The organism is Duganella sp. Leaf61 (assembly GCF_001421905.1).
Taxonomy (GTDB): domain Bacteria; phylum Pseudomonadota; class Gammaproteobacteria; order Burkholderiales; family Burkholderiaceae_D; genus Rugamonas; species Rugamonas zoogloeoides.
In genome coordinates this window covers 100,840-122,389 of sequence record NZ_LMLM01000012.1, presented here as the reverse complement: position 1 = coordinate 122,389, position 21,550 = coordinate 100,840, and the positions used below count along the sequence as shown (strand labels likewise).

Genomic DNA, 21,550 nt, shown 5'->3' with positions numbered 1-21,550 from the left:
GCCCCATGGACATTGACAGTATCATCCAGACCGCCACGGTCTACGCCATCCCGGTCCTTTTTGCGATCTCCCTCCACGAAGCCGCGCATGGCTATGTAGCGCGTTACTTCGGCGATTCCACGGCAGCCGACCTGGGGCGCCTGAGCTTGAATCCCGCGCGCCACATCCACCCGTTCGGCACCATCCTGCTGCCGCTGCTGCTTGCCGTGATAGGGCTGCCACCGCTCGGTTATGCCAAACCGGTGCCGGTCGATTACGAACGCCTGCGCAATCCCAAGAAACAAATGGCCTTCGTTGCCGCCGCCGGTCCGGGGGCCAACTTCGCCATGGGCTTTGGCTGGACCGTGCTGTGGGTGGTGCTCATGCTCGGATTGGGCCAGGACCGCGCCGATTTCTTTGTTAAGATGGCCGAGGCCGGCGTGCTGGTCAATGCGGCCATGTGCGTGTTCAACCTGATTCCCTTGCCGCCCCTCGACGGTGGTCGCATCGTCACTGGCATCCTGCCCATGCCTTACGCGTATCACTACGCCAAGATCGAGCGGTATGGTGTGGTCGTGTTTATCGCGCTGATCGTGATGCTGCAGTTCGGCCTGCTGACCGGTCCGCTGATGGAAGGCATCCTTTTTGTGCAGCAAATGTTCAAGGTCATGGTGTCGCCCCTGGTCGCCATCCTGCGTTGAGTCCGATCTGAAGTCCAACCTGTAAACACATCATGAGCGATAACATTTCTTCCTGGGTACAACGCTACGCACCGCTGGTCCCCGGCGGCGAAGTGCTGGACCTCGCTTGCGGCAAAGGCCGCCATTCGCGCCACATGGTTACCCTGGGCCATGCCGTGCTGGCGCTGGACGGCAATCCCGAGGTGCTGGTCGAGGCCGCTGGTCCCGGCATCACCATCACGCCGATCGACCTGGAAGAGGCGGGCGCGGTCTGGCCTTTCGGCCCGGAGCGTTTTGCCGGCATCGTGGTCACCAACTACCTGCACCGTCCGCTGCTGGCGGACATGCTGGGCAGCCTGGCGCCGAACGGCGTGCTGATCTACGAAACCTTTGCCGACGGCAATGCTCAGTTCGGCAAGCCGTCGAATCCCGATTTCCTGCTGCAAGCGGGCGAATTGCTGGCGCTGGCAGCCGAACACGGCCTGCGCGTGGTGGCTTTCGAGGATGGCGTCACGCAGACGCCCAAGCAGGCCATGGTGCAGCGCATCTGCGCCGTCAAGCCCGAGTTTCCGCGGTCTGCAGCCCTGTTACCGCCATTCTGAGACCTGAACGTTCACTCGAATTTATGTTTGTAATCGCCGTGAAAAGCACCATAGTTCCGAGTCATCGTCTACAATCGTTGTTTTAATACTTTATGCAGTTATTTCCTATGATCAAGGGCAGCATAGTAGCAATCGTCACCCCGATGCACGCAGACGGTAGTCTGGACTTCGAGGGTTTGAACAAGCTGATCGACTGGCACATTGCCGAAGGTACGAACAGCATCGTCATCGCCGGCACCACCGGCGAATCGGCCACCGTCAGCGTGGAAGAACACTGCGCGCTGATCAAGGCGACGGTTGCGCATGCCAAGGGCCGCATCCCGATCATCGCTGGCGCGGGTGGCAACTCCACCGCCGAAGCGATCAAGCTCTCGCGCTTTGCCAAGGAAGCCGGCGCAGACGCCACCCTGCAAGTGGTCCCTTACTACAACCGTCCTACGCAAGAGGGCATGTACCAGCACTTCAAGGCGATTGCCGAGGCGGTGGACTTGCCGGTGATCCTGTACAACGTGCCGGGCCGTACCGTGGCCGATATGAGCAACGACACCATCCTGCGCCTGGCCAAGATCCCCAACATCGTGGGCGTCAAGGATGCCACCGGCAATATCGCGCGCGGTTTCGACCTGCTGCGCCTGGCGCCAAGCGACTTCGCGGTCTATTCCGGCGACGACCCCACCGCCATGGCGCTGATGCTTGCCGGCGGCGCCGGTAATATCTCGGTCACCGCCAACGTCATGCCAAAAGCCATGGCCGAGATGTGCGCGGCCGCCATTGCCGGCGACGTTGCCAAGGCCGTGCCACTGAACAACCTGATGTTCCCGCTGCACCAGAAGCTGTTCATCGAACCGAATCCGGTGCCGGTCAAGTGGGCCCTGGCCGAGATGGGCAAGATGCCAGCCGGTATCCGCCTGCCGCTGGTGCCGCTGGCCGACGATTGCCACGCCGCTGTCCGCGCGGCCCTGGTTGAGGCCGGCGTCCTGTAATTACCCTGGTTCAAAAAAAGCATCCCGTCCCGAATCGCTGGGATTAACTTTTGCTGCATATAAATACATGACTATTCGCAAGACAGCTTTTATTACTTCGCAGCGCGCCCTGGTGACGGGTGCCTTGATGGCCAGCCTCACCGGTTGCGGCATGATCAATTCGGTCATCGGCAACGACAAGGTCGATTACAAGGGTGCCAAGAAGGCCGTTCCGCTCGACGTGCCGCCCGATCTGACGCAACTGCAAAAAGACAGTCGCTACGCCCAGCCCGATTCCACCAACGGCGTGGCCACCGCTTCCGGCTACAACGCCGCGCGCTCGGCCGCTGCGGTGGCCGATGGCACTGCCGTGGTGCCTGGTCAGCCGGCGGTTGGCACCGTGGTGCCTACCTCGATCAACGATATCAAGGTCGAACGCGATGGTAATCAGCGCTGGCTGGTGATCAAGCAGACGCCCGAGCAACTGTGGCCGCAGCTGACCCAGTTCTGGGAAGATGCAGGCTTCAAGCTGTCTCAGGAAGTTCCGGCGGCCGGCATCATGGAAACCGACTGGACCGAAAACCGCGCCAAGATTCCGCAAGATTTTATTCGTAACACCATTGGCAAGGTCTTCGATTCGGTCTATTCGACCGGCGAGCGCGACAAGTTCCGTACCCGCATCGAACGCCGCGCCGACGGCGCCAGCGAAATCTACATCAGCCACCGTGGCGTGCAGGAAGTGCTGCAAGGCGCGCAAAAGGAAACCGCGATCTGGACCTCGCGTCCGAACGATCCAGGACTGGAAGCGGAATTCCTGGCCAAGCTGATGACCCGCCTGGGCAATGCCGACGAGAAGAAGGATGCGCCAAGCGTCAAGAATGCCGTCGATTCGGCCGTGGTACAGCCTCAGCACGCATCGCTGGTCGGCACCGGCGCCGACCGCTACGTGCAGGTCGATGAAGGTTTCGACCGCGCCTGGCGCCGCGTGGGCCTGGCGCTGGACCGCGCCGGCTTCACCGTGGAAGACCGCGACCGCACCACCGGCACCTATTTCGTGCGCTACATCGACGATACGGTCGAGAGCAAGGGTTTCTTCAGCAAGCTGTTCAGCTGGGGCTCGTCGTCGGAAGCGGACAAGGAAGCCCAGCGCTACCGCATCCAGGTCAAGGCCGGCGAAGCCAATACCAGCGCCGTTACCGTGCTCACCAATGCCGGTGCGGCGGTGGCGACCCCGGTCGGCGACAAGATCATGGGCGTGCTGTACGATCAGCTCAAATAATCGTTCATCAAACATGCAGCGCGATGTTGCGCTGCAAAAAGAAACCGGCCTGGCGTCGGTTTTTTTACGTCTTATATAATCGCGCCGCGATAAAAACGCGGGCGAAAAAAAACCGGCCCGAAGGCCGGTTTTTAGAATGCTGTCGAATTACTTCGAAGCAGCAGCCGAAGCGGCGGTCGAAGCAGCAGCAGCTGCGTCAGCAGCGGCCGAAGCAGCTTGCGAAGCGGCAGCAGCAGCGTCAGCAGCAGCTGGAGCAGCAGCGTCAGCTGGAGCTGGGGTCACAACTGGAGCGGCTTCTGGAGCAGCTACTGGAGCTGGAGCAACAGGAGCTTCTTCTTTTTTCGAGCAAGCGGTCAGAGCAGCTACGGCCAGCAGGGAAGCGATCAGCAGGGATTTTTTCATTTGTTTTCCTTAGTTAATTCAAATTTAAACACAGTGTTGCGATGAATAATTACCGGTAATTATCGCTCATTAGGTCGTCTTCGAAGGCTTTTCGTACCTGAAATGGTGCCTGCCAGACAACGGAAACTTCCTAACCGAATATTATAGCGATTTTTAGTGCGTCGCAATAGGACAACATCCCTATCAGGGAACTATTTTGCGATATCGCAACATTACGTTTTCGATCCGCAAAACGCCCGGATCGTGACGTTACCAGCTTTCGCTCGAACATGCGCATTTTACCCGGAACCGGGCCAAAATCGGGTCCGGTTCCTGATCAATTTAGCCGTTAAACCAAGACAAATTGTAATAATTCGTAGCCAACACACATAGGCACGTCTTATTAACCGGGTTGCATCACATCGACGACGGCCTGGTACACCCGGATCGGCTCTTCGGCAATGCGATTGAGTACATATAAAAAGTGCTCCGCGCCAAATACCGCGTATTCCCGGGTGGGGTAGCCGCGTGCGTTCAAGCCGTCGATCTGCCCGGTGCCGAGGCCGATCAGCGATTCGAATTCGTACCAGCGCGGATCGATGCGTTCCTGCTGGATCAGCGCCACCAGTTCTTCCTGGATGGCGCGGTCGTGGGTGGCGATAGAGCACTTGTGGCCGCTTGCCAGCAACGCGCGCGCAAAGCCCCGGTACGCGGCTGCCAGCTCCGCGCTGTTACGCTGCCAAGGACTGCTCGTCGGGGTCCAGGTAGGCGCCCTTGACCAGCCGGATGCGGCCCGGCAGCTTCATCATCGCCGGCAGGTCGGCAGCCGTGCGGTGGCGCCGCGCCGGCACCGTGATGCCGACGTTGTGCAAGCTGTCCTGCTGGTGCAGGCGCGTGTACACGGCATAGATGTCGTCGGCGCGGTCCACGCCTTCCATCGAGATCATCACCTCGCGGTTGATCTCGGCGGCGGCCAGCGCAATGCGGCGCAGGTTACGGTAGCCAAGTTCCACGTCCACCAGCGAGCCCACGTGCGAGAGGTCGAGCGAGATCGAGCAGTTGAGGTTGCGCTGGCCGATGCCGGCAACCAGGTCCATGAAGACCTCGGTCTCGGCCATGGCAAATGCCTCGTCGCGTACGCTCTCGCCCATGTACTCGGCCGAGGCCGCATGGCCGCGGGCAATGATGGTCTCGACCCGCGCCAGTGCCTGGGCCACGGTCTGGCCCGCCACGTAGCGCTGCGACACCTTGTGCATCAGCGGCTGCAACAGCGGGTCGTTGCAGAATTTTTCCTTGGCGTGCTCATCGAGGGCCAGTGCCCGCAGCGCGCTGGCGGCCTGGTCCACCAACGGTTGCCATTGGGCGGGGAAGGTTGGCGGCGCCGACATCAACCGAGCTCCACCCAGCCGTCCTGGTACCACGTGTACAGCGCTTCGAGCACGTCGTCGGACGCGCCGGCAAACTGTTCCCCGGTCAGGGCGCGCTGGTTGGCCAGCAGCTCCAGGGTGGCTTTGTCGGCGCGGCCCACGCCAAACGATTCGCCGTTGATGAAGACGTTTTTGCCGCGATACAGCATCTGCGTTTTGCGCGACAGGACCAGGCCTTTTTTCGCCACCGCGTCGCCGAACTTGCCGAACGTGAGCGGTTTCGCCGGCCCGGTGAAGAACACGTTGTGCTTCGGTTCGGACATGTACTCGCCGAGGAAAATGGTGATGTCGTCCTCGGTGAAGCGCACCTTGTTCATCTCTTCGATGATGGTGTCCAGCATATCACGTGGAATTTCGGCCGGCTTGTTGGTCGCTTGCAGTTCCGGATCGCCGTAGCGGCCCGGCAGGTCGATCGAGTCGGCCATGAATTGCAGGAAGCCTTCGCCCAGCTCCTGGTACGACGGCGAGCGGAAGCCGATCGAATAGGTCTGGCAGTCACCGATGGCCACGCCGTCATGGGCGTAGTGGGGCGGCAGGTACAGCATGTCGCCCGGTTCGAGCACGAACTCTTCGTCGGGCGTGAAATTCGCCAGTATCTTCAGGGGCAAGCCTTCGATCAGGCTCAGGTCTTTTTGCGGGCCAATGCGCCAGCGGCGCTGGCCTTGGGCTTGCAGCAGGAACACGTCGTACGAATCGAAGTGGGGACCGACGCCGCCGCCATCGGTGGCAAAGCTGACCATCAGGTCGTCCAGGCGCGCGTCGGGCAGGAAGCGGAACTGGCGCAGCAAAGCGTCGGCCTTGGCGTCGAACAGGTTCACGCCCTGGACCAGCATGGTCCATTCGCGCTCGGTGCGCGCCGGCAGGGTTTCGATGGGACCGTGCTGCATGTCCCACTGGCCGTCGACGGCCGTGATCAGGCGCGATTCGGCATGGTTGGTGGAGGCAAGCTTGGCCAGTGCGTCCAGCGTCAGCAGCGGCTTGAAGCCGGGGATGGCGTTACGGATCAGCAGGGGCTTCTTATGCCAGTAGTCGCGCAGGAACTGCGCCGGCGTGATATCGCCGAGGAGAGGTAATTTTTGCATACGCCATTATAACCAGCCCGGGGCCTGAACTTCACCCCGGGCCGGTCGATGGCTTACCGCGTATGCAGCCAGCGCGCGTGCGCCCACCGCGCCAGCCAGTCCAGCGCAAAGCCCAGCAAACCAATCAGCACGATCGCCGCCATCAGTTCGTTGTACGCGAGCCGGTCGCGCGCATCGAGGATGAAGTAGCCGAGGCCCGCCGACACGCCCAGCATTTCAGCCGGTACCAGCACGATCCAGATGATGCCGATTGCCAGCCGCACGCCGGTCAGGATGTCGGCCGTGATGCCGGGCAGGACCACGCGCAGCACGGTCTCCGTCGGTGTGGCCGACAGGCTGCGCGCCAGCAGCAGCCAGTTGGGATCGAGCCGCGCCACGCCGGTGGCGGTGTTGAGCAGGATCGGCCACACGGCTGCAAACGCCAGCAGGAAGTACACGGGCGCGTCGCCCACGCCCAGCGTCATCACCGCCAGCGGCATCCACGACAGCGGCGACACCATGCGCAGCAGCTGGAACAGCGGCATCAGCGCGGCCGCCACCCGGCGCGAACTGCCGACCAGCACCCCCAGCGGCACGCCGATGGCCACCGCTGCCGCCAGCCCGTAGGCGACGCGCCGCAAACTGAGGCCGATGTCGCGCCAGATGTAGTCGCCCTGCAGCAGCTGAAATAATGCGCGGAACGCTTCGAGCGGCGCGAACGAGGCCGCGATCGGCGTCTCTTTTTCCAGCGACGTCACGCCCAGCTGCCACAGCGCCAGCGCCGCGCCGAAACCGGCCAGCGCCAGGGCCGCGCGCGCGGGGCGGTTCAACGGTTTTGCCATCCTCAGACCGCCAGCGTTTCGGTACGCAGCAGGTTGGCCGGCAGGCCGAACGCGCCCGGGCCGCCGACGGCGGTAATGGCCTTGCGCACGAAGCGGTCGTCCACCAGGTCGCGCGCGACAAAGGCCGGATCGAGCTTGTCGAGGAAGCCGGTGTCGCCTTCGAGGCGCGTGGTTTTCAGGGCGCGCACCATCTGCTCGGTGTACGACGCGAACGGGTACGGCTGGAAGTCGATGCGGCGCTGGTTCCAGTTCTTGTGGACGATGATGCCGCGTTTTTCGTAGTCGGCGTAATCGGTCACGGTGAGCACCTTGGACAGCACTTGCAGCGCGTGCGGCGTGTAGCGGTGCGAGTCGGTGTTCGACAGCAGGCGCGCGGTATCGAGCTGGTTGGTGCGGGTCCACAGCTGGGCCTTGACGATGGCATTGGTCACGCGCTGCGCCCACTCCGGCCGGGTATTGATGTCGCGCTCGGACAGGAACGTCACGCAGCACGCATGGTTCTTCCAGACGTCGCCCGAGAAGCGCAGGATCTTGCCCACGCCGTTGGTCTCGGCCAGCGCGTTGAACGGCTCGGCCACGATGAAGCCGGCGATCGATTTGCTGGCCAGCGCGGACACCATCTCTGCCGGCGGCAACACGACTAAATTAACTTCGCGCGCGCCAATAGTGCCTTCACGGCCCTTGGTCACCACCGACAGCCCGGACTTGGCGAGGATTTGCTGCAGCAGGATGTTGTGGATCGAGTACCAGAACGGAATCGCCACCGTTTTGCCACCGAGGTCGGTGACCTGGTTGATGTCCTTGGCCACCGTGAGGGCGGAGCCGTTCACGTGGTTCCACGCCACCACCTTGGCCGGGAACTTGGCGCCGTAGCGTACCGACATGGTGGCCGGCGACAGCAGGTGGATCACGTTGACCTGGCCCGACACGAACGCCTCGACGATCTGCGCCCAGCTGCGGAACAGGCGCGGCGCCTCGGCCTGCAAGCCTTCCGCCTCGAACAGCTTGCGGCCGTGGGCGACCAGCAGCGGCGTGGCGTCGGTAATCGGCAGGTAGCCGATCTTGACCGGCTGGTCGTCGGCCTTGGGCGCCTGGCGGGCCATGGCGTCGCCAGCAAACAGCAGCGGCGCGGCACCGGCGGCGGTGCTGAGCGCCGACATGCGCAGGAAGTCGCGGCGGGTCATGCCGCAGTCGCAATCGGACGAAGCGCACAGGTGGAGCGGGTTGCTGGTATCGGTCATGGAAGACTTTCGAAAATGGTTGAATATATTATGCGGCGGCGCGCACGCCGTGCAGCGCCGCCAGGATATCGAGCCGCAGCGCGCCGATTGCCTGCGCATCGGCCAGCCGTGGACGCGGCAGATCGACCTGCCATTCGTGCATGATGCGCCCCGGCTGGCCGCCCATCAGGACGATGCGATCAGCTACCAGGATCGCTTCGTCGATATCGTGCGTGACCAGCAGCACGGCGCTGTGCCAGCGGTGCACCACGTCGACCAGCAGCGTCTGCATCTCGGCGCGCGTAATCGCGTCGAGCGCGGAAAACGGTTCGTCGGCGAACAGCAGCGCCGGCTGGCGCGCCAGTGCGCGGGCCAGCGCCACGCGCTGCGCCATGCCGCCCGACAGCGCGGCCGGATACCGGCGCTCGCTGCCGGCCAGGCCCACCGCTTCGATGGCGGCCTGCACGCGCAGGTCATGTTCGGCGCGCGCGATCTTCGGCTGGCGCGAAAAATCGAGGCCGAAGCCCACGTTGGCGGTGACGTTCAGCCACGGCAGCAGGCTCGCTTGCTGGAACACCAGCGCGCTGCGCGGGCTCGGCGCGGTCAAGGGCGCATCGAGGAAGGTCAGGGTGCCGCTGGACGGCGCCTGCAAGCCGGCCAGCACCCGCAGCAGCGTCGATTTGCCGCAGCCGCTGCCGCCCAGCAGGGCGACGATTTCGCGCGGGCGCACGCCGATGTCGATGTGCTCGAACGTCGGCGCGGCGCCGGCATAGGCAAAGCCCAGGCCTTGCCCTTGCAAGGCCCAGCCGCCGTCGATGCTGCCGCTGGTTTGCAGGATGCTCATCGGCTGCTGCCCGCGTGCTTGGCCAGCGCCGCCTGCAACTGCGTGATGCTCGGCGTGATCACGGGGATAAAGGCCGATTCGCGCAGGCGCCGCGCAAAGCCGTCCTGCTGCGCTTCCAGATAGGCATGGCCGCCCTTGGCGTGCAGCTCCAGCGTGACGGCGTCGCGCACGATGCCGGCCAGGCCGATGCGCAGCTTGAACATGGCCGGCGCCTCGGTCACGAAACGCCCGCTGACCACGCCGTCAAGCAGTTGCGCCGTGTGCTGCGCCAGCGCCTCGCGCGCGGCGCCAATGTCGTCGGCCAGCTGGCCGCGCCCGGTGGCGGCGCCTGCGGCCTTGGCTGCTGCGTCCAGGCTGGCCTGCGCCAGCCCGATCGACATCCCGCACTGCATGCCCAGAAAAGCAGGCCGCACGCGTGGCAGCCACGCTGGTGCGTCGGCGCTGATGATGTTCGCAGGCGGCACGGCCACCTGCTCGATGCGCACGGCGGCGGTGTGGCTGCCGCGCAGGGCGATCAATTGCAGGTTATCGCTGCGGTGCACGCCGGTCGCATGGCTCTCGAACATCACGATCGCCGGCGGCGCAGCGTTGACCGGTGCGACGGCGGCAGCGGCGACAAAGCGCTGCGGGCGCAGATTGGTGATCCAGGCCAGCTTGCCGTCGAGGTTCCAGCCGTCGCCGTCGGGCACAGCGTTGATTTGCAGCGGCTCCATCCCGGACAGGAATTTCATCGCGTTCGACAGGCCGGTGGCGCCGGCCAGCGTGCCATCGAGCAGGTCGGGCAGCAGCCGCTCGCGCAGCGCCGCGTTGGGGCTTTGAAGCAGGTATTCGATAAAGCTGCGCTGGCCCCAATATACAAAGGCCGCCGTCAACGAATGGCGGGCGATGTCGGCGATGCCGAGGATGGCGTCGCGTACATCGCCGCCGGCGCCGTTCATTGCCACCGGCACGCCGGCCTTGAAGCAGCCATGCGCGGCCAGCGCCGGCATCACTTCGTCGGCCAGCGATTCGGATTGGTCGAGCGTGTCCGCGTAACGCGCCAGCCAGTCGTGGAGCGCTGCCATGCTTAAACCGCGCCGGGCAGGTAGGGTTGCAGCTGCGGATTGACCGGCGTGCCGGCCAGGCTGTTGGCGAAGTTGCACAGCGTGGCCAGGCTGATGCCGAGCACCACTTCCAGCGCCTGCTGCTGGTTGTAGCCGGCGTCGATGAAGGCTTGCAGGTCGGCGTCGTCCACGGCGCCACGGCGAGCGATGACGGCGGTGGCGAAGCGCTGCACGGCGTCGAGTTTGGCCACGCCGGTGGGGGCGTTGGTTTGCAGGGCGCGCACCACTTCCGGTGCCAGGTTGGCCTTCTTGAGGGCGATGGCCGAGTGGCCGGCGGTGCAGAAGTCGCAACCGTGGATGTTGGCGGCCGTCAGTTGCACAACTTCGCGCTCGTCGAGCGTGAGGCTGGTGCGGGCGTTGATGCCTGATACGGTGAGGTAGGTTTCCAGTGCCTGCGGCGCATTGGCCAGCACGCCGATCAGGTTGGGCAGGTAGCCGTTGTTGGCGATGGCTTTTTCAACGAAGGGTCGGCTGTCGGCCGGCGCGCTGTCGAGGGTGTGCAGGGTAAGACGGGACATGATGACCTTTCCGTGAGGATGAAGCCATATTATCAGCCGGTACGCACGCGCGCACCATATCCAAACGGCTGGTTTTTATGCTCGAACGTCTCGACCATGCCGGCGGTATGCGCCCGGCTGCTCGCCCACCACGCGCTTGAAGGCGCGCGTGAACGCCGCATACGACTGGTAGCCCACGTGGCCGGCAGCCTGCTCGACCGAGTCGCCGGCGCCCAGGCGCTGGCTGGCCAGCCGCATGCGCAGGCGCAGCAGGAATTGCGCGGGCGGGATGCCGCCGGCCTCGGTGAAGTGCTTGCAAAAAGCCGCGCGCGACATGTTTGCTGCCTGCGCCATGCGCGCGATGCTCCAGTCGTCGCCGGGGCTGGCCAGCATGCGGTCGAGTAAGTCCATGAATTCGCCGCGCTGGGCCAGGGCCAGGATGCCGGCCCCCAGCGTTTCCTGGCGTGCGGCATGGCGGATCAGGTAGAAGAACAGCAGTTCCACCAGGCGCGCGATCAGCGGGGAAGGGCGTTCGGGATCGCCCGCTTCGGCCAGGATCAGGTCGAACAGCGAGGCCGTGTGGGCCAGCGACGGCTCGTCGCTGCGGCACACCAGGACATCGGGGAACGAACCGATCACCAGCGGCCCGAGCGCGCCACTGAAGCTGAAAAAGCCGCAGGCCAGGCCGGCGTTGGCGGTGTCTGTCGGCGCGGCCGGCACCGACAGCGTTTGCATCGGCTGGCGCGCGATCGGTGCGGCAGGATCGGGCGAGGGGCTGAGGAAGTGCGATACATCGCGCGTGAGGAACACGCCGTCGCGCGCGCGCAGGTGGATGGGCGCTTCGCCGGCAATATGCAGGTAACAGTCGCCCGCCAGCACCAGGTGGAAGCTGGCCAGCGCACGGCCGGCAGTGGACGCGCGCCACGGACCGCAATACCGGCCCACGTGCAGGGCGGCGGCATCGAGTTCGATGCTGTTCAACAGCCACTGGGCCAGCTTATCGGAGAAGGCAACGGAGGAGGCGAGGGTCATGCCCGCCATTGTAGGGCGTACGGCGCGCCGGGGTTGGAATGATTCGTTATATGGTTATGTGGCGCGCGCATTGTCCACGTCCACCCGTTGTCGCCTCCCGATGGCGTAGCTCGGGCGGCTGGCGAGACAGGGTATAATTTGGGGGCTAATAACTGAAAGGAATTCCAAATGAAGATTGCCAAGAACACGGTCGTGACTGTGAATTACAAACTGTCCGATGCCCAGGACAATCTGATCGAAGACGGCCGCCAGCCGATGGTTTACCTGCACGGCGGTTACGAGAACACCCTGCCTAAAATCGAAGAAGAACTCGACGGCAAGGAAGTCGGCTACTCCTCCATCATCCAGATCGAACCGGAAGACGCGTTCGGCGAGTACGACGCCGCCCTGGTCAAGGTCGAGCCACGCAATCGCCTGCCGGAGCCACTGGAAGTCGGCATGCAATTCGAGGGCACGCCCGATAGCGACAGCGACGACGAAGCACTGATCTTCACCGTGACCGACATCGCCGACGACAAGGTCGTCCTGGACGGCAACCACCCGCTGGCCGGCATGGCCCTGCGCTTCTCGCTGGAAGTGGCGGAAGTGCGCGAAGCGACCGAAGAAGAAATCGCCCACGGCCACGTGCACGGCGCCCATGGCCATCACCACGGTCATGACGATGATGAAGGCGAAGAAGGCGATCACGTTGCGATCCACCCGATTCACTAAATAGCGATCAGGGCGCTGTTTCGGCAGGGCCCTTGATGGCAAACAGCGTGGCGCTTGCGGGCGCCACGCGTACTTCGGTCCAGTCGGCGGCCAGGTTCAGATGTCCCACGTTGTCCTGCCAGTGGATCGACGGCTCCTTCTCTGCCGCCTGCACCACTTGGGTATCGACCAGCAGCACCTTCCCCTTGAATTTTGAGGCCAGCGTCTTGATCTGCTTGCGCGGTTCGGCAAAACCGTCGCGTTTCGATTCGAAGCGTGCCAGCAGCGAAAAGCCCGGTTCCGCTTCCAGTCCCACGTCGCCATCCGAAAACAGCACCAATCCTTCCATTTGCTGGCGCACGGCCAGGTTGAACAGCCGGTGCAGCCAGGCGCGGTTGGCCACCAGCCGGTCTTCGTATTCGCTGTTGCGGCCCGCTTCGGCGCGGTAGTGGTTGTTATTGGCGGGCAGGTTGATGGTGGCGAACAGCACCTTGCCCACCTGCCAGTGGGCGTTTTCCGCGTAGCTGCGGAACTTGGCGCTGCTCGACAGCCGCGTGACCGGCAGCCGCTTGGCGCCCAGCGTTTCGCTGTCGCGGTAGAACAGTTCGCGCAGGCGATTGAGGCGGTCGATGGCGTTCGAGCGGCCGGCGGAATTGAGACACGCGCTCCAGTCGCTGCCGGCCAGCGACACCACCATCGGCACGCTCGACGCATTGAGCAGGGCGTGGCGGCCGGTGTACAGCTTGTCGCTGCAAGGTTCGCTGACGGCCTTGACGCCGGTGGCCACCACGAACGCCGGATTGCCTTGGGTGGCGCCGGCAATCGCCCGCTTGAGCACCGTTTCGTCGGCGCCGGTCTTGAACGAGTGGCCGATCACGCCGAACTGGAAGCCGCCTGCCCTGGATTCGGCCTTGCTTTCTGCATGCGCGGGCGCCAGCCACAAGGCGCAGGCAGCGAACGACAGCGCCAGCCCGGTGCGCGCGAGACGTACCCGGGCCACCAGTCGTACCGCTGCGCGCGCGGCGTGCATCATGCCTGCGCCGTCTCCGTCAGGCGCTTGAGCTGGTACAACTGTTCGAGCGCTTCGCGCGGGGTCAGCGCATCGGGATCGAGATCGTCGAGTGCATCGAGCAGCTCGCGCAGCGCCGGCGATTCCGCAGCAGCGGCAGGCGTCTCCACCGCATCGTCGTTGGCGTCGATGGTGGGGGCGGCAAACAGGTCCAGTTGCGGCGTGGCGTCGAGCGCCTGCGCTTCCAGGCGCGCCAGGTGCTTGCGCGCGGCCTTGATCACCGGCTGCGGCACGCCGGCCAGCTGCGCCACCTGCAAGCCGTAGCTTTGCGAGGCCGGGCCGTCCTGCACCGCGTGCAGGAACACGATGCTGTCCTTGTGCTCCACGGCCGACAGGTGGACATTGGCGGCGGTAGGGTGATTGTCGGGCAGCTGCGTCAGCTCGAAATAGTGGGTGGCGAACAGCGTGAAGCTGCGGCTGGTGTCGATCAGGTGGCGGGCGATGGCCCACGCCAGCGCCAGCCCGTCGAAGGTGGACGTGCCCCGGCCGATTTCATCCATCAGCACCAGCGAATTGGCGGTGGCGCCGTTCAAAATCGCCGCCGCTTCGGTCATCTCGACCATGAAGGTGGACCGGCCGCCGGCCAGGTCGTCGGTGGCGCCGATGCGGGTGAAGATGCGGTCGATCGGACCGATCGCCGCGCTGGCTGCCGGCACATAGCTGCCCACGTAGGCCAGCAGCACGATCAGCGCCACCTGGCGCATGAAGGTCGATTTACCGCCCATGTTCGGGCCGGTGATCAACAGCAGGCGGCGCTCGTCCACGAAGCGGCAATCGTTGGCGATGAAGCGTTCGATCTGGTCTTCCACCACCGGGTGGCGGCCTTCGACGATGTTCACACAGCTCGTTTCCACCAGCTGCGGCGCGCACCAGTTATGGCGCAAGGCGTGATCGGTGAGCGACACCAGTACGTCCAGCTGCGCCAGCGCCTTGGCGATGGTTTGCAGCTCGCCGATGAACGGCGCCAGGTCGCCCAGCAGCACGTCGTACAGCATCTTTTCGCGCGCCAGTGCACGGTCTTGCGCGGACAGCGCCTTGTCCTCGAAGGCCTTGAGTTCCGGCGTGATGTAGCGTTCGCAGTTTTTCAGGGTCTGGCGGCGGCGGTAGTCGTCGGGCACCTTGGTGGCCTGGCCGTTGGTCACTTCGATATAGAAGCCGTGCACCTTGTTGTATTCAACGCGCAGGTTGGCGATGCCGGTGCGGGCGCGCTCGCGCGTCTCCAGGTCCACCAGGAACTGGCCGGCGTTTTCCGACAGCGCGCGCAATTCATCGAGTTCGGCGTCGAAGCCGCGTGCGAATACGCCGCCGTCGCGCACCATGGCCGCCGGTTCCAGCGCCACGGCGCGGTGCAGCAGGTCGAGGCAGGCTTCGGGCGTGGCGGTGTCGTGGTGGATCGCGGCCAGCAGGCCGCCTTCGGTCAAGGCGCGCTGCATCGCATGGCGCAGCGCCGGCAGTTGTTTGAGACCGTCGCGCAGGCTGGCCAGATCGCGCGGGCGCGCCGACAGCAGCGCGATGCGCGTGGTGATGCGTTCGATGTCCGGTACCTGCGCCAGCGTGTGCGACAGCGCGCCCGTCACATCGGACTGGCCCAGCGCGGCGATGGCCGCGTGGCGCGAGCGGGCGATGCCCTGGTCGCGGCGCGCGTGGTGCAGCCAGTGGCGCAGCAGGCGCGAACCCATCGACGTGCGGCAGTGATCGAGCAGCGAGAACAGGGTAGGGGATTCCTGGCCGCGGATGGTCTCGGTCAGCTCCAGGTTGCGGCGCGTGGCGGCGTCCAACCCGATGAATTCATTCTCGGTTTCGGTGGTGAGCGTGCGCACGTGCTGCAGGCCGCGGCCTTGCGTCGATTGCGCGTAGCGCAACAGCGCGCCGGCCGCACCGAAAGCCGCGCCAAGATTGTCGGCGCCGAAGCCGGTGAGGGTGGCGACCGACAATTGGTCGAGCAGCGACTTGTGGCCGCTCACCACGTCGAAATGCCAGTCCGGCACGCGGTTGACGTGACACGTCAGCGCCTCCTCGAACAGGTCGGCGTTATCGCCGCGCAGCACCTCGGCCGGCGCGATGCGCTCGAGCTCTTGCAGCATGCGCGTGTTGACGGTAGCGACATCGCCCGAGAACTCCATCAGCCGCAGCGCGCCGCTGGCCAGCGACAACCACGCCAGGCCGGCCGTGGCGACCTTGCGCTGGGTGATGATGCACATCGCCAACAATGGCCGCTCGGCTTTTTCCGGCAGCAGGTCGGCGTCGGTCAAGGTGCCCGGCGTAACCACGCGCATGACCTTGCGCTCGACCGGTCCCTTGCTGGTGGCCGGATCGCCGATCTGTTCGCAGATCGCGCACGATTCGCCTATCTTGACCAGCTTGGCCAGGTAGCCCTCGAGCGAATGGAACGGCACACCGCACATCTTGATCGGCTGCCCGCCCGACGACCCGCGCGCCGTCAGCGTAATGCCCAAAATGCGCGCCGCCTTTTCCGCATCCTCGTGGAACAGCTCGTAGAAATCGCCCATGCGATAGAACACCAGCATGTCGGGATGCTGTTCCTTGATGCCCATGTATTGGGCCATCATTGGCGTGATTTTCTCGGCAGGATTCTTCGTGACAGCGTTCTTGACAGCAGCAGCGTTGATTTCGGTGGGGACGGTGGTCATTGTTTCGTTTTCGGTGGTGCGGTGGGACGGATGTGCTGGTTTTGCGAGGGGGAAACGTCTCTCGTGTATGACCTGGCATTTTACCGCGTTCTAAGGCGGCCCACCTTACTGCCCGCTCCCCGACCTTCTCGGATTGCACGGATAGCATACCAAGATCCGATCCTGATACGCCTGGAAGACAAAAAAATGCCGCCCAGTCAACGACCTGGGCGGCAGATACAGCGATCGATTCAGCAACAATGAATCACTTCGCCAACTTGTACCTTTGCTCCCGATACAAAATCGACGGCAAAATCACGTGCGACATGGCCTGGTCCACCTTGGCCGGGTCCGGCGCTTTGGCTTGCGGCGTCATCACGCCGGTGCCGAAGTCATAGGCGCCCAGCAACGGTTCCTGGCCCGGGCGCAGGATGGTGGCGGAGGTGTCGTCGAGCCAGGCAAAATAATTGTCGAACTGGATCAGGGCACGGCCCGGGGTGTCGCTGTCGCGGGCCAGGTCGCGGCCGATCATCGGGTGTTCGCTCGAGACGCCGATCAGCGACAACAGCGTGGGCGCCAGGTCCACCTGGCTGGCGATGGTCTTGACGCGCTTCGGTTGCACATCGGCGCCGAGGATCAGGCCGGGGATGTGGAACTTCTTGATCGGCACCAGGCTGTCGCCGTACACGCGGTTGTCGTGGTCGGCCACGATCAGGAACACGGTGTCCTTCCAGTACGCCTCTTTTTTCGCTTGCGCGATGAAGCGGCCCAGCGCGTAGTCGGCGTACATCACCGCATTGTTGACGGTCTGCTTTTCCGGATCATGGAGCTTGATACGGCCGTCGGGGAACTCGAACGGCTCGTGGTTCGACGACGTGAAAATCAGGCTGAAGAACGGCTTGCCGTCGGCGTGCAGGGTCTTCAGGCGTTCGAGCGACTTGTCGAACAGGTCTTCGTCGGAGGCGCCCCAGCTGCCTTCGAACACCGGCTTCATCGACTTGCGATCGACCACGCTCTGGAAGCCGTTACCGGTGAAGAAGCCGCGCATATTGTCGAAGTGCGCCTCGCCGCCGTACACGAATTCGGTGTGGTAGCCCTGCTGGCCCAGGCCTAATGCCAGGGTGTAGAAGTTTTGCTGGGCCAGCGACAGCTTGACCACGCTGCGCGCCGGCGTTGGGGCATAACCAGCCACCACGGCCTCGATGCCGCGCACCGAGCGGGTGCCGGTGGCGTACAACTGCTCGAACCACCAGCCCTCAGTCTTGAGCTTTTCCAGCTCCGGGGTCACCGGCAGGCCGCCCAGCGATTGCACGAACGTCGCACCCAGGCTTTCCTCCAGCACGATCACCAGGTTCAACGGGCGCTCGCGCTGGACAAACGCGGTCTGCTTGTGCAGCGTGGGCAGCTCGGGATTGGTGAACTGCAGGTCGCGCAGCCACGGCGCGCTTTTCACGGTGGTGAAGACTTTTTCACGCGGATACTCGCCGTAGATCTCCGACGAATTGGCTTCCTTGCTCATCGAGTAGATGGCGTCGAGCACCGACCACGGCGAATTGATGATGATGGAATTGACCATCGAGTCGCCGGTCAGCGCGAACAGCGCCGGATTGGCGGGGCGGTGGGCGGTGGTCGAGCGGATCTGCACGAACACCAGCACGACCAGCACCGGCCACACGGCCAGCACCTTCCAGGCGCGCCAGGTGGTGACGTTGATCGATGCCGCCTGGAGCAGCTTGTAGATGCCGATGGTGAAGGCAATGGTGGCCAGCACGCCCAGCACCAGCGCGATGCGGAAGCCGTTCCACAGCGTGGCGATCACTTCGCTCGGGTACGACAGGTATTCGACGAACAGCCGGTTTGGGCGTACATCGAACTGCATGATGAACTGCGGCGTGGACACTTCCATGAAGACGATGAAGATCAGGGCGAAAGTCACCCAGGTCACCGAGACCGCTTTCCAGATGCGCAGCGTTTTTTGATAGGCCAGCAACGGCGCCAGCAACAGCGGCAGCGCCAGAAAATAGCCGAGCAAAATCAGGTCGGCGCGCACGCCTTGCACCAGGATGCGGCCGACGATGCCGGTGGCCGCCACGCGGTCCCACTGCCAGGCGATCAGGCCGAGGCGCGAGAGCGTGAGCAGCGCGGCGCCGAGCAGCAGCAACTGCACCAGTGCGGCGTAGGGGCCGGCCCAGCGGGTCAGGCGTTCGAGCCGGGCGCCGCTGCGCTGCAGGAAAGTGTCTTCACGCCTTGGCATCATTCGGCTCCGAAGCCTGGGTGGCTGGCGATGTAGCTGCCGGCGCCGGCGCCGGCCGACAGCATCCAGCCGGTCATCAGCAGGAACACCAGCAGCATGCAGAACAGGGTGGAGACGCGGCGTGCATCGGGCGCATCCTGGAACACCGCCGGCCGGCCGTAGTTGGCGCCCAGGTAGTAGGCGGCAAATACCGTCACCAGGTAGTGCACGGCGCCGAACATCTCGCCCAGCTCACCCTTGCGCGGATGGTCGATCACCAGGTGCGAAATCGCCACCAGCACGATGTAGATCACCGATGGCAACAGCGGCGGCAGGTACAGGCCCAGGCTCTCCACCCAGCGCTGCACGCCGGGACGCTTGAGCGCCACGATCGGCAGGATGATGTTGTGGGTCAGGCCGACGATGGCGATGATTTTCAGGAGCAGTACCTTGTGCAGGCTGCCGCTGCCCATGGCCAGGTTGTGGATGTTGGTCTCGGCCTGCTTGTTATTCTCCAGGAAGAACTCGGGCGAGGCGATGTTGAGGATGCGCTGGAACCAGCTGATTTCCTCGAGCGCAGCCAGTCCCACCAGCGCGCACAGGAAGACGGATGCCAGCAGTGGCAGGTTGATTTTCGGGTTGCGCTGCCATTGTTCCACCGCCAGGAAGCCCAAGAGTCCGGAGAGCAGCGCGAAGCACAGGAACTGCATCCACTCGACGATGCCGTCTTCCACCACCAGGCGCCACAGCGCCGGCGGGTCGTTGCGCCAGACGATCGCCAGGATCATCACGAACACGTTGATCAGGATGCCCACCGCGATGACCGGGTGACCGTACCATTTGTTATTTGCCATACCCACTCCTTGATTCAGTTATTTATATTGTTTATATCGTATTGCTTAAAGTGTCGCATCATTCCGCCCGGACAGCCCGCGCTGCCACCAGGTCCGGGACGGCCTGCGCCGGTTGCCGGTGCAAGGCGCGGCGCCCTGCCAGACGGCGGCGGGCGGCCACGATGGTCGAGCCCAGTGCCCAGGACCACAGCAGCGGATCGAGCAGCGCATCCCACAGGTTGCCGGTCGGCAGACGCAGCACCGAGAACAGCAGCAGTGCCATCAGCATCGCGGCCGACGGCGCGGCAGCGTGGCCGCGCCACGCATTGACGGCGAAGCCGACGGCGGCGGCGCAGGCCAGCAGCGGCGCCGCCACCGGGTTGAAGCCGCCATAGTACAGTCCCAGCGCCAGGACGCCGAAGGTATCGAGATACAACAGCAGGCCGATTGCCGCCAGGCCCAGCGCCAGGCCGGGACGCATGGCGAAACGCGGCTGCCTGCCATGCCAGCGGGCGCGCAGCGCCATCACGGCAAAGCCGAGCAGCAGGCCGCTCGGATACTGTAATGCCAGCGTCAGCCAGTAGGCTGGCGAGGCCGGGCCGGGCAGGGCCATCAGCGCCACGGTGGCGGCCACGATCAGCACCTTGGTGCGGCGGGCGGTGACAGGCAGCAGCGCCAGCAGTAAAGCTGATGCCACGAGCGCCCACGCCAGGCGGCCGTAGACAATCTGCAGCATGAGATCGGGCAGGTTCACTTGGTCTCCCCCTGCAGGTTGATTTTGAATTGATGGTGGGCGATAGCGCGCCGCTGGTAGGTGTAGCTGATGTGCAGTTCGTCGCCGACCTGGCTCATGGCGGGGTACGAGAATTCGTCGCCGGCGCCGCCGTCGACGATGTCGAGCAGCGGGCGCCAGGTGCGCGCATCGGTGGACAGCGACAGCGTCAGTGCGCTGCGGGCGCTGCCGTCGATGTCTTCGCGGTTGTGCAGCATCAGGAGGCTGCCATTGGACAGGCGCAGCACCGCCAGGGCCGTGCTGTCGTTGAACAGGGCGGTCGCTTCGACATCGTTCCAGGTCTGGCCGCCATCGCGGCTCACGGCCTGCTGCACGCGGCGCGATTTGCCGTCGTCGCGCATCCAGGCCCGTACCTCGGTGGGCGACATCGATACCAAGCTCGGTTGCAGCGACTGGGTGCGGGTGCCGATGCGGGTAACCCGCTGCGGTTCGCCCTGGGCGTTGAACGAGATCAGCATCGGATACTTGTAGCCGATCTCGAAATACGCGGGCAGCCACCAGCTGCCGTCGGCCAGTGCCAGCGGCGCCGAGCGCACCAGCGTGCTGGTATTGAACAGCGGCGACATTGGCAGCACGCGCTTGACGGTAAACGTGGCGCCCTGGTCGTGCGACTGCATTTGCACCAGGCGTGCGGCTGCCCAGCCGCCCAGGCCCGTGGCCACCACGTACAAGTGCAGCGAACCATCGAGTGCGGTCCACGCCACCGGGTTGCCGATGCGGCGCACGCCGTAGCCGAGCGCCTGGCCCAGCGAGTCGCGGCTGGCCACTTCCCAGTAGCGACTCCACTTGCCCTCGGCCCAGCGCGAGGCATAGACCTTGACGTCGGGACCGCTCTCGCGGCTGCCGGCCCACCAGAACGCGACCAGGCCGCCACCGGGCAGGGTGGCGAGCGAACTGGCGTGCGCGGACGGCACGCCTGCGGGCATCGGAAGAATACTGTGCGACAGCTCGGTGACGCCGGTAATCGGCGCCCCGGTGTGGACTGGCAAGGTAGGACGTTCGCGGTGCAGCGCGCTGCGTGACCAGCGCCAGGTTTCAGCACCCGTGGCCACCAGGGCGGCAGCGATGCACAACAATGCCAGCATGCGGGTGTGGCGCGGCTGGCGCACCGGAAGTTCCTGCTGCGCAGCACTGTTCAATGGTAGGGGCAAAGCTCCCATTCCGTCTCCAAGAGATCGGGACACGAAGGAAGCAGACGCCTTGATCCTCTTGCCCTAAATATACGATTTCCGCAGCACCTCGTGGATGGCGAAAACAACCATGCATCCGACCTTAATTGACGGATGAGTCAGGTATCGTACAGCAAAAGTTAGAGAAAATGTTAGGTGGGAGAATTTAAAATTGCAGCCGCAGGACGGGCTGGTTGCAGCGAACCCGCCGGGCGACGGGCTCG

General features: G+C 64.4%; 19 protein-coding genes and 1 pseudogene. 5 read left to right on the top strand and 15 right to left on the bottom strand.

Features of this window, described 5'->3' with window-relative positions:
- Positions 1-5 precede the first annotated feature (5 nt).
- From ASF04_RS09550 to bamC, 4 genes are all read left to right on the top strand, one after another.
- On the top strand, positions 6-680 hold the full coding sequence (locus ASF04_RS09550) for a site-2 protease family protein (RefSeq protein ID WP_056140489.1): 675 nt from the start codon (positions 6-8) through the stop codon (positions 678-680).
- A gap of 32 nt (positions 681-712) precedes the next feature.
- Positions 713-1,261, top strand: coding sequence for a bifunctional 2-polyprenyl-6-hydroxyphenol methylase/3-demethylubiquinol 3-O-methyltransferase UbiG (locus tag ASF04_RS09545; protein ID WP_056140486.1), 549 nt, complete (start codon positions 713-715; stop codon positions 1,259-1,261).
- A gap of 107 nt (positions 1,262-1,368) precedes the next feature.
- Positions 1,369-2,244 (top strand): 4-hydroxy-tetrahydrodipicolinate synthase, encoded by an 876-nt coding sequence (dapA, locus tag ASF04_RS09540; protein ID WP_056140483.1) that lies wholly within the window; start codon positions 1,369-1,371, stop codon positions 2,242-2,244.
- Positions 2,245-2,311: 67 nt separating this feature from the next.
- Entirely contained in the window at positions 2,312-3,502 is a 1,191-nt protein-coding gene (bamC, locus tag ASF04_RS09535; protein WP_056140481.1) for an outer membrane protein assembly factor BamC, read from the top strand.
- A gap of 147 nt (positions 3,503-3,649) precedes the next feature.
- On the opposite strand, the gene ASF04_RS26720 is transcribed toward bamC, so the two are convergent.
- The 9 genes and pseudogenes from ASF04_RS26720 to ASF04_RS09490 form a co-directional block, all read right to left on the bottom strand.
- The gene (locus ASF04_RS26720; RefSeq protein WP_071651632.1) at positions 3,650-3,904 is read right to left on the bottom strand and encodes a hypothetical protein; all 255 of its coding nucleotides are present in this window, start codon (positions 3,902-3,904) and stop codon (positions 3,650-3,652) included.
- A 382-nt stretch (positions 3,905-4,286) separates the two neighbouring features.
- A pseudogene (locus ASF04_RS28695) lies at positions 4,287-5,034 on the bottom strand (proline dehydrogenase family protein).
- 236 nt (positions 5,035-5,270) lie between these two features.
- On the bottom strand, positions 5,271-6,392 hold the full coding sequence (locus ASF04_RS09520; RefSeq protein WP_056140475.1) for a cupin domain-containing protein: 1,122 nt from the start codon (positions 6,390-6,392) through the stop codon (positions 5,271-5,273).
- A gap of 53 nt (positions 6,393-6,445) precedes the next feature.
- On the bottom strand, positions 6,446-7,213 hold the full coding sequence (locus ASF04_RS09515; RefSeq protein ID WP_056140472.1) for an ABC transporter permease: 768 nt from the start codon (positions 7,211-7,213) through the stop codon (positions 6,446-6,448).
- 2 nt (positions 7,214-7,215) lie between these two features.
- A complete protein-coding gene (locus ASF04_RS09510; RefSeq protein WP_056140469.1) occupies positions 7,216-8,454 on the bottom strand; it encodes an ABC transporter substrate-binding protein in 1,239 nt (412 codons plus the stop codon).
- A 28-nt stretch (positions 8,455-8,482) separates the two neighbouring features.
- On the bottom strand, positions 8,483-9,277 hold the full coding sequence (locus ASF04_RS09505; protein ID WP_056140466.1) for an ABC transporter ATP-binding protein: 795 nt from the start codon (positions 9,275-9,277) through the stop codon (positions 8,483-8,485).
- Positions 9,274-10,341 carry an acyl-CoA dehydrogenase family protein gene (locus ASF04_RS09500; protein WP_056140462.1) on the bottom strand — a complete coding sequence of 356 codons (1,068 nt, stop codon included), beginning with the start codon at positions 10,339-10,341 and terminating at the stop codon, positions 9,274-9,276. Before ASF04_RS09500 ends, ASF04_RS09505 begins: the two co-directional genes overlap by 4 nt.
- 2 nt (positions 10,342-10,343) lie before the next feature.
- The gene (locus ASF04_RS09495) at positions 10,344-10,898 is read right to left on the bottom strand and encodes a carboxymuconolactone decarboxylase family protein (protein WP_056140459.1); all 555 of its coding nucleotides are present in this window, start codon (positions 10,896-10,898) and stop codon (positions 10,344-10,346) included.
- A gap of 75 nt (positions 10,899-10,973) precedes the next feature.
- Positions 10,974-11,909, bottom strand: coding sequence for an AraC family transcriptional regulator (locus ASF04_RS09490; protein WP_227012169.1), 936 nt, complete (start codon positions 11,907-11,909; stop codon positions 10,974-10,976).
- A 168-nt stretch (positions 11,910-12,077) separates the two neighbouring features.
- On the opposite strand from ASF04_RS09490, the gene ASF04_RS09485 reads away from it, so the two are divergent.
- Positions 12,078-12,620, top strand: coding sequence for a peptidylprolyl isomerase (locus ASF04_RS09485; RefSeq protein ID WP_019922712.1), 543 nt, complete (start codon positions 12,078-12,080; stop codon positions 12,618-12,620).
- A 7-nt stretch (positions 12,621-12,627) separates the two neighbouring features.
- Here ASF04_RS09485 and ASF04_RS09480 read toward each other — a convergent pair whose 3' ends face one another.
- The 6 genes from ASF04_RS09480 to ASF04_RS09455 all read right to left on the bottom strand — a co-directional run bounded on the left by ASF04_RS09480 (position 12,628) and on the right by ASF04_RS09455 (position 21,317).
- A complete protein-coding gene (locus ASF04_RS09480; RefSeq protein ID WP_056140453.1) occupies positions 12,628-13,632 on the bottom strand; it encodes a hypothetical protein in 1,005 nt (334 codons plus the stop codon).
- Positions 13,629-16,319: a DNA mismatch repair protein MutS gene (mutS, locus tag ASF04_RS09475; protein ID WP_056140450.1), complete on the bottom strand. Its 2,691-nt coding sequence runs from the start codon at positions 16,317-16,319 to the stop codon at positions 13,629-13,631. Before mutS ends, ASF04_RS09480 begins: the two co-directional genes overlap by 4 nt.
- Positions 16,320-16,563: 244 nt before the next feature.
- Positions 16,564-18,555 carry an LTA synthase family protein gene (locus ASF04_RS09470; protein ID WP_229204989.1) on the bottom strand — a complete coding sequence of 664 codons (1,992 nt, stop codon included), beginning with the start codon at positions 18,553-18,555 and terminating at the stop codon, positions 16,564-16,566.
- Positions 18,552-19,385, bottom strand: coding sequence for a hypothetical protein (locus ASF04_RS09465; protein WP_056140448.1), 834 nt, complete (start codon positions 19,383-19,385; stop codon positions 18,552-18,554). Before ASF04_RS09465 ends, ASF04_RS09470 begins: the two co-directional genes overlap by 4 nt.
- 58 nt (positions 19,386-19,443) lie before the next feature.
- The gene (locus ASF04_RS09460; RefSeq protein WP_056140445.1) at positions 19,444-20,118 is read right to left on the bottom strand and encodes a hypothetical protein; all 675 of its coding nucleotides are present in this window, start codon (positions 20,116-20,118) and stop codon (positions 19,444-19,446) included.
- The gene (locus tag ASF04_RS09455) at positions 20,115-21,317 is read right to left on the bottom strand and encodes an exo-alpha-sialidase (protein ID WP_229204988.1); all 1,203 of its coding nucleotides are present in this window, start codon (positions 21,315-21,317) and stop codon (positions 20,115-20,117) included. The genes ASF04_RS09460 and ASF04_RS09455 overlap by 4 nt, the downstream gene beginning before the upstream one ends.
- Between the last annotated feature and the right edge of the window lie 233 nt (positions 21,318-21,550).

Excerpts from the sequence above, each read along its gene's own strand:
- ASF04_RS09545 (WP_056140486.1), top strand. The coding sequence starts at position 713 with ATGAGCGATAACATTTCTTCCTGGGTACAACGCTACGCACCGCTGGTC.
- ASF04_RS09500 (WP_056140462.1), bottom strand. The coding sequence starts at position 10,341 with ATGGCAGCGCTCCACGACTGGCTGGCGCGTTACGCGGACACGCTCGAC.
- ASF04_RS09465 (WP_056140448.1), bottom strand. The coding sequence starts at position 19,385 with ATGGCAAATAACAAATGGTACGGTCACCCGGTCATCGCGGTGGGCATC.
- ASF04_RS09550 (WP_056140489.1), top strand. The coding sequence starts at position 6 with ATGGACATTGACAGTATCATCCAGACCGCCACGGTCTACGCCATCCCG.
- ASF04_RS09470 (WP_229204989.1), bottom strand. The coding sequence starts at position 18,555 with ATGATGCCAAGGCGTGAAGACACTTTCCTGCAGCGCAGCGGCGCCCGG.
- ASF04_RS09485 (WP_019922712.1), top strand. The coding sequence starts at position 12,078 with ATGAAGATTGCCAAGAACACGGTCGTGACTGTGAATTACAAACTGTCC.
- ASF04_RS09505 (WP_056140466.1), bottom strand. The coding sequence starts at position 9,277 with ATGAGCATCCTGCAAACCAGCGGCAGCATCGACGGCGGCTGGGCCTTG.
- mutS (WP_056140450.1), bottom strand. The coding sequence starts at position 16,319 with ATGACCACCGTCCCCACCGAAATCAACGCTGCTGCTGTCAAGAACGCT.
- ASF04_RS09480 (WP_056140453.1), bottom strand. The coding sequence starts at position 13,632 with ATGATGCACGCCGCGCGCGCAGCGGTACGACTGGTGGCCCGGGTACGT.
- ASF04_RS09455 (WP_229204988.1), bottom strand. The coding sequence starts at position 21,317 with ATGGGAGCTTTGCCCCTACCATTGAACAGTGCTGCGCAGCAGGAACTT.
- ASF04_RS09515 (WP_056140472.1), bottom strand. The coding sequence starts at position 7,213 with ATGGCAAAACCGTTGAACCGCCCCGCGCGCGCGGCCCTGGCGCTGGCC.
- dapA (WP_056140483.1), top strand. The coding sequence starts at position 1,369 with ATGATCAAGGGCAGCATAGTAGCAATCGTCACCCCGATGCACGCAGAC.
- ASF04_RS26720 (WP_071651632.1), bottom strand. The coding sequence starts at position 3,904 with ATGAAAAAATCCCTGCTGATCGCTTCCCTGCTGGCCGTAGCTGCTCTG.
- bamC (WP_056140481.1), top strand. The coding sequence starts at position 2,312 with ATGACTATTCGCAAGACAGCTTTTATTACTTCGCAGCGCGCCCTGGTG.
- ASF04_RS09495 (WP_056140459.1), bottom strand. The coding sequence starts at position 10,898 with ATGTCCCGTCTTACCCTGCACACCCTCGACAGCGCGCCGGCCGACAGC.
- ASF04_RS09490 (WP_227012169.1), bottom strand. The coding sequence starts at position 11,909 with ATGACCCTCGCCTCCTCCGTTGCCTTCTCCGATAAGCTGGCCCAGTGG.
- ASF04_RS09520 (WP_056140475.1), bottom strand. The coding sequence starts at position 6,392 with ATGCAAAAATTACCTCTCCTCGGCGATATCACGCCGGCGCAGTTCCTG.
- ASF04_RS09510 (WP_056140469.1), bottom strand. The coding sequence starts at position 8,454 with ATGACCGATACCAGCAACCCGCTCCACCTGTGCGCTTCGTCCGATTGC.